This is a genomic window from Brevundimonas sp. (assembly GCF_018608325.1).
In the GTDB taxonomy this organism is placed as follows: domain Bacteria; phylum Pseudomonadota; class Alphaproteobacteria; order Caulobacterales; family Caulobacteraceae; genus Brevundimonas.
Genome location: NZ_JABAZW010000144.1, coordinates 1 through 9,508 on the forward strand (window position 1 = coordinate 1; position 9,508 = coordinate 9,508).

The following is a 9,508-nucleotide window of genomic DNA, read 5'->3' on the forward strand; positions in this document are numbered from 1 at the left end:
TAACTAACCCAAGGACTCTGGTCGCCGCTGGATGAAAATTCAGAGGCACGTCAGCCGCAGCACTGTTATCCCCAGATACTCTCTGGAGGCATTGGTCGCCGAAAGCACTGATGCAGCTTAGGGATAGACTTGGGGATGAATGCTGAGAAGTCGGATTTCTTATTTGAAATCAACGTTGAATGGCGGAGAGGGTGGGATTCGAACCCACGGTACCCTTCCAGGCACGCCGCATTTCGAGTGCGGTACATTCGACCACTCTGCCACCTCTCCGCGGTGTTCAAGTCGCTTGGTCGAGCGAGGGGCTTCTCTAATCGGAGCCGTGGCGTATCGCAACCCGTTCTTGAAAGAAATCCGAACTATCTTTGAGCGGGCAACGACAGGCCCGGCGCGGCGCCGGTTTGTGGGTCCACGCCCTTGAATCGAAACAGTTCGGCGGGACGGCCGCCGGTGGCGGATGAGACGTGTCCGGTTGGTTCGACAAGGCCCGTACGTTCGACCCCGCGCCGGAAGTTCTGCTTGTGCAGGGTCAGGCCGGAAACGGCCTCTGCGGCGGCCTGAAGCTCGGACAGGGTGAAGGCGCCGGGGGTCAGTTCGAACAGGACCGGGCGGTATTTCAGCTTGCTGCGCAAGCGCCCCAGGCCGGTGGCCAGGATGCGGCGGTGATCCGAGGCCATCGGGCGGCCTGTCGCGCAGTCGGGTGCGACGGCGGGTGTGGTCGTGTCGCCGTCACGGAAGGCCTCGGCGACCAGGCGGGCCTCGTACAGGAGTTCATAGCGTTCCAGCACCCGTTCCTCGTTCCAGCGGTGCTCTGGCGTCAGGGCGAACAGGGCGCGGGCGCGGGCCAGGCGCTGGGCGTCTCCCGCAGCCCAGGTGGTCAGGCCTTCGGTGATCTGGGCGGCGATGGCGGGATCGACAGCACGGCGATCTTCCCACGGGAAGAAGTCGAACAGCGAATCCCAACGCGAGTCGTGGGTCTGGCCCTCTGCGGCGTCGGGCGTCAGAGCCAGATAGCCGACCGAGACCTCGCGCTTCTGGTCCGGGCCGGGGGTGGCGCGGGGCGAGGCGCGGCCTGCGTCGCCGAAGGTGTAGAGCTGTTCGACAAAACCCAGCGGGAAACCCGTCTGGTCCGTCACGAAGTCACGCAGGGCGCGCTCGAAGGTACGGTCGCGCGCCGGGTCGAAGGGGCCGAAGGGCAGGGCGCGGACGCCGTCTTCGCCTGCCGTGGTCAGGACGACGGCCCGGCGGTCCCTGAGCGTCATGACGACGACCGACAGGCCGATCCGCACGCCCTGTTCCGCCGAGCCAGCCATGCCTTATTCCGTATGCCAGGCGTCGTCGGCGGGGATCAGTCCGACCGCCTTGGCCAACACATTATAGCGGTCCAGATACAGCAGCTGCGCCTGCGAGGCGGGCAGGGGCTTGATGGTCAGGCTGTAGCCTTCTGGCGGGGCGCCGAAGAAGCCGAGCGATTCCTTTTCGGTGAAGCCCGCCAGTTGAGTGGCCTCGAAGAAGGCGCAGGCCTTGTCGGCCTTCTTGATCAGGGTCTTGATCGTCTGCGGCGTCTTGGGCGGCAGGCCGTAGCGGACGTGGATGGCGGCCTCCAGCCGTGCCTCGAAGTCCTTGTAGCCCGATCCCAGCGCCGCCTTGAACGGCGAGATCATGTCGCCGATCACATATTCAGAGGCGTCATGCAGCAGGGCGGCCAGACGCCATTTCGGGTCCAGACCCGGCTTGATGTGGGCAGCGATCTCTTCGACCACGACACTGTGCTGGGCGACCGAGAAGGCGTGTTCGCCAATGGTCTGGCCGTTCCAGCGGGCGACACGCGCAAGGCCGTGGGCGATATCCTCGATCTCGATGTCGAAGGGCGAGGGGTCGAGCAGGTCCAGGCGACGGCCAGACAGCATCCGCTGCCAGGCGCGGGGTTCGTTCTTCTTCCTGGGGCGCTCGGCCAATGGTTCGATCCTGTTCGCTTTCGGGTCGGTCAGGTGACGCAAACAGGGGACAGGATCAAGGCAAGACGCCAGTTAGGGGTGGAAAACCCTCTATTCGCCGACGTTCTGGGTCACCAGATCCTTGGCGGCTTCGAACACGCCCTGATCGCGCGCCTTGGTGCGGACAGTGGCGATGACCAGCGGACCGCCGGCGGGGCCGCGCGCCTCGAAGCCGACGCGACGCCAGGGACCGGTCTCGGTCGAGTCGTCGGCCAGAACAAAGGTCATGCGGGTGGCTTCGCCCGGCGCCTGGGTGCGGACCAGCGTCCTGTCGCCATGGGCGTCGATGTCGACGATGGGGGCGTCAACGCGTTTGCCCTGTCCATCCTTGGCCGCGATATTGATGCCGCCGATGCGGACCGTGGCGTTGTCGCCCTTGGTTTCGATATGCAGGCCCGGCAGGCTGACCGTCGCGTCATCGCCCTTGGCCTGGATGTTTACGCCGGGCGCCTGGATCGAGGCGTCGTCAGACCCGGTCTCGGCGACCTGAATATTGGCGCGGGCATTGGCGTTGGGGATGTCGGCGGACAGCCGGGTTTCGTAGTCGCGCAGCACGTCGGCGGCCGATGTGCCGTCCAGACGCGCCAGATACAGCACCACCTCCGCCCCGCGCGGACCGCCGTAGGTGCAGGAGGCGCCGCCGGGGTCAGCCGAACCCTTGCGGGTCAGGACGCCGACCGCGTCAGGGCATTTCAGGGTGTCGACCACCTTCAGCACGCCCTTGGCGTCCGAACTGGACGTGGTCGCGGTGATGCGGATCGAGTTGTCCCCGTCGCAGGCGGCAAGCCCGCTCGCCAGACCCATGGTCATCAGGGCGGTGATAAACAGGCGAGTCTTTTTGGTGACGTCCATGGTTGCCATTGTGCGCCTGAACGACGTTCGATCCAGTGAAATTGCGGTAATGCCTGTGCCAGTTCGTGATTTCAGGCGCCGGGACGCCCGCCTTCGCGGCGGCCCAGGAAGGCCAGCCGCTCGAACAGGTGGATGTCCTGTTCGTTCTTCAACAGGGCGCCGTGCAGGGGTGGGATCAGCTTGTTCGGCGTCTTCTCGCGCAGGGTCTCGGCGTCGATATCCTCGACCAGCAGCAGCTTGAGCCAGTCCAGAAGTTCGGACGTGGACGGCTTCTTCTTCAGACCCGGCGTGTCGCGGATTTCATAGAAGGTCTTCAGCGCTTCGGACACCAGCTTTGGCTTGATGCCGGGGAAGTGGACGTCGACGATGGACGAGAGCGTCTCGGCATCGGGGAAGCGGATGTAGTGGAAGAAGCATCGGCGCAGGAAGGCGTCGGGCAACTCCTTCTCATTGTTCGAGGTGATGATGACGATGGGGCGGACCTCGGCGCGGATCGTCTCGTCCGTCTCCTGAACATAGAACTCCATCCGGTCGAGTTCCTGCAGCAGGTCGTTGGGGAACTCGATGTCGGCCTTGTCGATTTCGTCGATCAGCAGGACGGGGCGGACGGGGGCGGTGAAGGCCTCCCACAGCTTGCCCTTTTTCAGATAGTTGCGGACGTCGTGGACGCGCTCGTCGCCCAGTTGGCTGTCGCGCAGGCGGCTGACGGCGTCATATTCGTACAGGCCGTTGTGGGCCTTGGTCGTGGATTTGACGTGCCAGGTGATCAGCGGCGCATCGAACGCCTTGGCGATTTCATAGGCCAGAACCGTCTTGCCGGTGCCGGGCTCGCCCTTGATCAGCAGCGGGCGTTCCAGCGCCACGGCGGCATTGACCGCGACCTTCAGGTCGTTGGTGGCGATATAGCGGTCGGTGCCTTCAAAACGGCTCATGCAAACCCACTCCGTCTGTGTCTGCGGAGTGGGTAGCGGATCAAAACGATCCTGAACAGCGATCAGGTGATGCGTTTGGCCGATACAGGGTCGCTGGCGGGGAAGGTTTCCTCGATCCCCTCGTCAAGCAGGGCCTCCTGACGGCTTTCCGACTTGCGCTGGGTCTCGTTCAACTGATCCGGCTTGCCGCCTTCGTCCTTGGTGCGCGAGGCGTGGGGCGTGTTCTGGTTGGAGTCGCGTTTGGTGTGGTCGTCCATGGGTCGTCTCCTTTATTTCGGGGGCAGGGGCGGGCCTTCGGGGGCGTAGCCCAGTTCTTCGACATCATCGTCGGACAGGCGTTTGGATTCCCAGTGGGCCGCGCTGGACTGGGCGCCGCGCTCGTTCTCCATCAGGCCAGCATAGACCAGTTCGACTTCATCCGGCCCTTGCAGGCCGTTGCTCTCGGCATCGATCTGATTGCGGCGTTCGCCGTCTACGCCCAGCAGGGCGTCCGCTTCGGCCTCGATCCCGTCCAGCGCCAACTGGTCGTCCAGGTCTATGTCGTCCTCGTCGAATTCGTCTTCATCAGCGTCGCCGTCGGCCTGGGTCACGTCCAGAACCGGATCAGCTTCATCCAGCAGGAATTCGCCGTCGCCCTCATCGTCCAGATGGGTTTCGTCGAAGGTTTCTGACTGTTCCTGATCGTCCTGATAGTCGTTGTCGGGCATGGCGTGTTCCTCTCCGTGTGAGGAAACGTGCCGTCTGCATTCGGCGTTCCAGCGTAGCTGTTAGACAAGAGATGGTTAACCCTGTCCGTTTAAGGTGGATTCGTTCTGGCGGCCCTAAACAGGGGGCGACTTAGGCCAGGTCTTGAGGGCCGCCATCAATGGCTTTGAAACTATCTCTGAAGCCGGGCGAAAAGTTCGTGCTTAACGGCGCCGTCGTCCAGAACGGCGACCGGCGCGGCGTGCTGGTCCTGCAGAACAAGGCCAGCGTCCTACGTGAAAAGGACATCATGCAGGCCGAGGACGTGAACACGCCCGGCCGCCGCATCTATTTCCCGATCATGATGATGTATCTGGACGAGGCGGGCGCCGCCAAATTCCACGATGAACTGGCCCTGCGCCTGACTGAGTTCATGGGCGCCACCCGCAACGCCGACATCCTGGCCGAATGTGTTTCGGTGTCGCGTCACGTGCTGGCGCGCGAATATTACAAGGCCCTTATGGCCGCCCGCAAAATCGTCGATTACGAAGAAAAGGTGTTGGATGTCGCTTCAAGCGTACACCGCAGCGGCGACCAGGGCTGAGACCCCGCGCGATCTGGAATACCGGCTGTTCGGCCAGGTCACACGCGCGCTCGTTCACGCCTCCACCGTCGATGCGACGGATATAGCCACGCGCATTGACGCCCTGGACTGGAACCGCCGACTCTGGTCGGTGCTGGCCAACGACTGCAGCGACCCCGGCAATGTGCTGGGCCAGTCGATGCGCGCCCAGATCATCTCGCTCAGCCTGTTCGTGAACCGCCACTCCTCGGCGGTGATGCGCGGAGAAGAGGGCTTTCAGGACCTGATCGACATCAACCGCATGATGATGCAGGGGCTGTCAGGTTCGCAGCAGGCGGCGTGAAGTATAGATGTGGTGGCAGTTGCGTCCTCCTTCGAGTTTTCGTTGGGAGTGACGAGATGACCCACGCGCGATAACGACACTGCAGCCAATACCGACCATGCTCGCAAGTCTCCAGTGGTTTGTCGCTCTCGTTGCTCTCATCGCAATCGGTTGGGGTGTAGTGAAGTTTTGCGACCTTCTGGGCGAGACGTTAGATTCCAAGAGTCGAAGACGATTTTCTCGATTGGTTCGTGTCGGAGTCGTAATTGTCGGCATCATTTTCAGCGTAGTCATTGCGGTCATGGTTGGGGCGGCCATGTTTTTTGGAACCGGATGTGAAATGACTCTGGACCCTATGAGCTGTTCCTAGAAACAAAACAAAAGAATGCCGAGTATTCGCAACGGGTGGGTCTCGGTCTTTTCGTCGCACGCAAGAAGCGGACGCACGAGTTTCGCGAAACGCCCAAAAACCAATCTGTCATGCTGACCAGTTGACGCCGCGCCATCCGCGTCCCACCTTCGTCTTCCCTGTTCAACAGTCGAAAGGGGGTGATCCAGTGTCTCATTGTCATCAATCGCGTGCGGTGGCCGCGACTCTGGTCCTCGGAGAGGTCCGGGCCTGATCCTTTCAGGCTGAATGTTGCGGTCCGGCCGTTCGCGGTCAGACAATGGAGGGCTGTCGCGGAGACGCGGCGGCCCTTTGTTGTATCAGGAGGCGATCAGCCGATCAGGCGGGCGAACCAGTGGGCGATGTGGTGGGCGATTTCGACCACGGTGGTCCAGATCAGCATCATGTACAGGGCGCAGGCGCCCGTCATGGCGGCGCCCAGCAGTATGGCGATGCCGTCGCGCTGCATCATGCCCAGGGCGAACAGGACCAGCGCAATACCCGGCAGGGCGTCGCCGAACGGGATCGGCAGGGCCATGATCAGCGCCAGCACCACGCAGACCAGCCCGGTGAAGGTGTCGGCGACATCGCCGGTCAGCAGGGCCAGACGCGGGCGGGTCAGGCGCTCGACGCCCTGAACCATCTTCAGCACGCTGGGGCCGCGCCTGCGACGGCGAACGGCGCGGCGGACGCTGTTGGCGAAGCCGTACTTGCGGCGGCCGATCCTGACCTCGAAGGTCAGAACCCAGCGACGCAGCCACTCAGGGGCGGCGAACGGCTTGACGATCAACGAGGCGAAGGCGGCGCGCGACACCGAGGACTGCAGCATCCAGCGCGGCAGCCAGACGCTTTTACGTTGGAACGCCAGTTCCAGCGACATCAGGATGATCGGAATGGCGAACACAGCCTTGCCGCCCGGAGGCCACGGCAGAAGGGCCAGCAGCGACAGGATCAGGATCATGGCCCCGAAGCCGCGCTCGCCGAACGCAGCGACCAGTTCGGCCATGGTCAGCTTGGCGCCGGGCGCGGAGCCAAGGTCTTCCAGCACGTCGGAAAACCGCCTCAGGTCGTCAGTAGGGGGCGGCGGGACGGCGGACATCAGACGGGGCGCTCTGCTAGGGGTGGCGCCCATCTAGGCTGTCGTGGACTGCGCCGCCACTTACAGAACCGCAACAAAGTCAAATAATTCGCGGTGTGTCAGTTCGACACATGGTCAGGCTTGCCCTTGCGCTTGGTGGACGCGAGGGCTTTCAGCTCGGACTCCGTCATGGATTGCTCCACGGATCTGGAGGCGCCTTTCAGGTCGGATTTCGGCGTGTCGCCACGCTTGGCCGACAGGGCGGCGCCTGCGGCCTTCTGTTGCGCTGCGGATTTGGCGGGCATGGGATTTCTCCTTCCGCCCGAAACAAGCCCTCAGCTTCCCAGCAGTTCCCGACCGATCAGGAAGCGGCGGATCTCGTTGGTGCCTGCGCCGATGTCGTACAGTTTGGCGTCACGGACCAGACGCTCGACCGGCCATTCCTTGGTGTAACCAGCGCCGCCCAGGGCCTGAACAGCCTCCAGCGACACCTTCACCGCATTTTCGCTGGCCAGCAGGATCGCACCCGCTGCGTCATAACGCGTGGTCTTGCCCTGATCGCAGGCGCGAGCCACGGCATAGACATAGGCGCGGGCGCTGTTCAGGGCGACATACATGTCGGCGACCTTGGCCTGCATCAGCTGGAACGAGCCGATGGGCTTGCCGAACTGCTTGCGGTCGCGGACGTAGGGCAGGACCACGTCCAGCGCGGCCTGCATGATGCCCAGGGGGCCTGCGGACAGGACGGCGCGCTCATAGTCCAGGCCGCTCATCAGCACGCCTGCGCCGCCGTCCAGCGGACCCATGATGTTTTCTTCCGGCACTTCGCAGTCCTCGAACACCAGTTCGGCGGTGTCGGAGCCGCGCATGCCCATCTTGTCCAGCTTCTTGGAGACGCTGAAACCCTTCATGCCTTTTTCGATCAGGAAGGCGGTGCAGCCCTTTGATCCGGCGTCAGGATCTGTCTTGGCGTAAACGACCAGAGTGTCGGCGGAGGGGGCGTTGGTGATCCAGAACTTGGTGCCGTTCAGGACGTAACGGTCGCCTTTCTTGTCGGCGCGGGTCCGCATCGACATGACGTCCGAACCCGATCCGGCCTCTGACATGGCCAGCGAGCCGACGTGCTCGCCGCTGATCAGCTTGGGCAGGTATCTGTTCTTCTGCTCGGGCGTACCCCAGCGGCGGATCTGGTTGACGCACAGGTTGGAGTGGGCGCCGTAGGACAGGCCGATCGAGGCCGAGGCGCGGGAGACTTCCTCCATCGCCACGACGTGCTCCAGATAGCCCAGGCCCAGGCCGCCGAACTCTTCCTCGACCGTGATGCCGTGCAGGCCCAGGTCGCCCATCTCGGGCCAAAGCTCGCGCTTGAATTCGTTCTTCTCGTCGATTTCGGCGGCCAGCGGGGCCAGACGATCAGCAGCCCAGCGGGCCGTGACGTCACGAATGGCGTCGGCGTTCTCGCCGAGACCGAATTCCATGGATTGGGGCGCGAAGGGAATGCTCATGCCCAAAGCCGTAGCATCGAGCATTCCTTTTCGTAAAGCGCGCTTATCGGCGCTCGGCTCGGCCCCAGCGTTGATAAAGGTTCCAGCCCGCCACAGCGACGCAGGCCAGGGCGATCAGGGCCAGCACCCAGCCGACAGTGGCGGAATCGCCTGTGCCAGCGGCGGAAGCGCGGCGGAAGGCCGCGATGGCGGCGCCGAACGCGATCAGGCCCAGCGCGCCCATCGCCAGGAAGGTCCAGGTCTCGCTCCAGCCTGAGTGACGGCGCAGGGCGGCGCGGGGATCATAGGGGCGTTCCAGAACCGCATGGTGGGTTTCGGACGGCGTGGGATCGAACTGGGGGGGCTGGGCGCCGCCCGTTGTTTCGGCTGCATCCGGCGCAGTCAGGGCCAGGGCCGGGCGGTCCAGCGAATCGAGGGGCGAGGCGAGGATGGAGGTCTGGTCCGGCGCCGGGGTCTGGAAGCTGGCGCGTACAGCCGCGGCGACGTCTGCGGCTGACCCTGCGGCGGTTGTGATCGGATGGGCCGTGTCCGCGACCGTGCCGCTGAGTTCGGTCGCGACCTCATGCACCGCGTTGGGCGCGTCATTGGCGGCGACCAGGGATGCGGCGGCGAGCCCCTGCTGGCCCGTGTCAGACTGGGACGTAACAGTCGGGGCGCCGGCCAAGGCGCCAGCAGGCTGCTCAAATGTCGGCAACGGGCCGACGATCTTGGCGCCGAACGGCGAGTAGCGGTGGAAGGCCGCCGTGTTGGACAATGACGGATCGGATGTCAGGCCTGCGACAGGCAGAGAGATATCAGCCAGGGAGGCGGTGGCCTCCTCGAAGGTCGGCGCAGGCTTGGGCGCATCCGGGTCGAGCGGGAAGGGGGCGATTTCCGGCTCCGACGCTGTAGCGGCCGGTGTCGTGGCGGGCGCTTGCGGCGCGGCTTCGTCCAGCGGGAAGGGCGCAGCCTCGGGCGTGTCGGACGACAAGGCCAGGGGCGTGGAGACCAGGGTCGCAGGCGCCGAATCGAAGCGCACCACATGCGGCAGGTGCGGCACGGGGGCGGCCAGCAGGTCGGCCAGGGCGACAGGGACGCCGGGCGTGGCGAAGAACAGGGCGCGTTCGGCGGCGCGGCGGCGCGGCGGACCTTCGGCGGCGGCGTCGTCGGCCCATCCGGTCATGGCGTCGG

At 64.4% G+C, this 9,508-nt stretch carries 11 protein-coding genes, 1 tRNA gene and 1 pseudogene; 2 read left to right on the forward strand and 11 right to left on the reverse strand.

Annotated elements, in window-relative coordinates; translation table 11 throughout:
• Positions 1-180: 180 nt before the first annotated feature.
• From QZ281_RS14195 to QZ281_RS14225, 7 genes are all read right to left on the reverse strand, one after another.
• A tRNA-Ser gene (locus QZ281_RS14195) sits at positions 181-270 on the reverse strand.
• Between the two features lie 86 nt (positions 271-356).
• Complete coding sequence (locus QZ281_RS14200; RefSeq protein WP_292229442.1) at positions 357-1,310, reverse strand: NAD regulator; 954 nt, start codon at positions 1,308-1,310, stop codon at positions 357-359.
• A 3-nt stretch (positions 1,311-1,313) separates the two neighbouring features.
• Positions 1,314-1,907 carry an HD family hydrolase gene (locus QZ281_RS14205; RefSeq protein ID WP_292229539.1) on the reverse strand — a complete coding sequence of 198 codons (594 nt, stop codon included), beginning with the start codon at positions 1,905-1,907 and terminating at the stop codon, positions 1,314-1,316.
• Positions 1,908-2,045: 138 nt separating this feature from the next.
• The gene (locus tag QZ281_RS14210) at positions 2,046-2,846 is read right to left on the reverse strand and encodes a methyltransferase type 11 (RefSeq protein WP_292229444.1); all 801 of its coding nucleotides are present in this window, start codon (positions 2,844-2,846) and stop codon (positions 2,046-2,048) included.
• Between the two features lie 71 nt (positions 2,847-2,917).
• Entirely contained in the window at positions 2,918-3,778 is an 861-nt protein-coding gene (locus QZ281_RS14215; protein WP_292229446.1) for a MoxR family ATPase, read from the reverse strand.
• Positions 3,779-3,840: 62 nt separating this feature from the next.
• Complete coding sequence (locus tag QZ281_RS14220; protein ID WP_292229448.1) at positions 3,841-4,035, reverse strand: hypothetical protein; 195 nt, start codon at positions 4,033-4,035, stop codon at positions 3,841-3,843.
• Between the two features lie 12 nt (positions 4,036-4,047).
• Positions 4,048-4,485, reverse strand: a complete 438-nt coding sequence (locus QZ281_RS14225; RefSeq protein WP_292229450.1) for a hypothetical protein — start codon at positions 4,483-4,485, stop codon at positions 4,048-4,050.
• 158 nt (positions 4,486-4,643) lie between these two features.
• Here QZ281_RS14225 and flbT point away from each other — a divergent pair, with 158 nt between their 5' ends.
• Positions 4,644-5,066 carry a flagellar biosynthesis repressor FlbT gene (gene flbT / locus QZ281_RS14230; RefSeq protein WP_292229452.1) on the forward strand — a complete coding sequence of 141 codons (423 nt, stop codon included), beginning with the start codon at positions 4,644-4,646 and terminating at the stop codon, positions 5,064-5,066.
• On the forward strand, positions 5,026-5,388 hold the full coding sequence (gene flaF, locus QZ281_RS14235; RefSeq protein ID WP_292229454.1) for a flagellar biosynthesis regulator FlaF: 363 nt from the start codon (positions 5,026-5,028) through the stop codon (positions 5,386-5,388). Before flbT ends, flaF begins: the two co-directional genes overlap by 41 nt.
• Before the next feature lie 698 nt (positions 5,389-6,086).
• Here flaF and QZ281_RS14240 read toward each other — a convergent pair.
• From QZ281_RS14240 to QZ281_RS14255, 4 genes and pseudogenes are all read right to left on the reverse strand, one after another.
• Positions 6,087-6,854: an exopolysaccharide biosynthesis protein gene (locus QZ281_RS14240; RefSeq protein WP_292229456.1), complete on the reverse strand. Its 768-nt coding sequence runs from the start codon at positions 6,852-6,854 to the stop codon at positions 6,087-6,089.
• Positions 6,855-6,952: 98 nt separating this feature from the next.
• Positions 6,953-7,138, reverse strand: coding sequence for a DUF3008 family protein (locus QZ281_RS14245; RefSeq protein ID WP_292229458.1), 186 nt, complete (start codon positions 7,136-7,138; stop codon positions 6,953-6,955).
• A gap of 30 nt (positions 7,139-7,168) precedes the next feature.
• Complete coding sequence (locus tag QZ281_RS14250) at positions 7,169-8,338, reverse strand: isovaleryl-CoA dehydrogenase (protein ID WP_292229460.1); 1,170 nt, start codon at positions 8,336-8,338, stop codon at positions 7,169-7,171.
• Between the two features lie 43 nt (positions 8,339-8,381).
• Positions 8,382-9,508 (reverse strand): annotated as a pseudogene (locus tag QZ281_RS14255) (hypothetical protein); the annotation flags it as partial.

Excerpts from the sequence above, each read along its gene's own strand:
- QZ281_RS14220 (WP_292229448.1), bottom strand. The coding sequence starts at position 4,035 with ATGGACGACCACACCAAACGCGACTCCAACCAGAACACGCCCCACGCC.
- QZ281_RS14240 (WP_292229456.1), bottom strand. The coding sequence starts at position 6,854 with ATGTCCGCCGTCCCGCCGCCCCCTACTGACGACCTGAGGCGGTTTTCC.
- QZ281_RS14245 (WP_292229458.1), bottom strand. The coding sequence starts at position 7,138 with ATGCCCGCCAAATCCGCAGCGCAACAGAAGGCCGCAGGCGCCGCCCTG.
- QZ281_RS14250 (WP_292229460.1), bottom strand. The coding sequence starts at position 8,338 with ATGAGCATTCCCTTCGCGCCCCAATCCATGGAATTCGGTCTCGGCGAG.
- QZ281_RS14200 (WP_292229442.1), bottom strand. The coding sequence starts at position 1,310 with ATGGCTGGCTCGGCGGAACAGGGCGTGCGGATCGGCCTGTCGGTCGTC.
- QZ281_RS14205 (WP_292229539.1), bottom strand. The coding sequence starts at position 1,907 with ATGCTGTCTGGCCGTCGCCTGGACCTGCTCGACCCCTCGCCCTTCGAC.
- QZ281_RS14210 (WP_292229444.1), bottom strand. The coding sequence starts at position 2,846 with ATGGACGTCACCAAAAAGACTCGCCTGTTTATCACCGCCCTGATGACC.
- flaF (WP_292229454.1), top strand. The coding sequence starts at position 5,026 with ATGTCGCTTCAAGCGTACACCGCAGCGGCGACCAGGGCTGAGACCCCG.
- QZ281_RS14215 (WP_292229446.1), bottom strand. The coding sequence starts at position 3,778 with ATGAGCCGTTTTGAAGGCACCGACCGCTATATCGCCACCAACGACCTG.
- flbT (WP_292229452.1), top strand. The coding sequence starts at position 4,644 with ATGGCTTTGAAACTATCTCTGAAGCCGGGCGAAAAGTTCGTGCTTAAC.
- QZ281_RS14225 (WP_292229450.1), bottom strand. The coding sequence starts at position 4,485 with ATGCCCGACAACGACTATCAGGACGATCAGGAACAGTCAGAAACCTTC.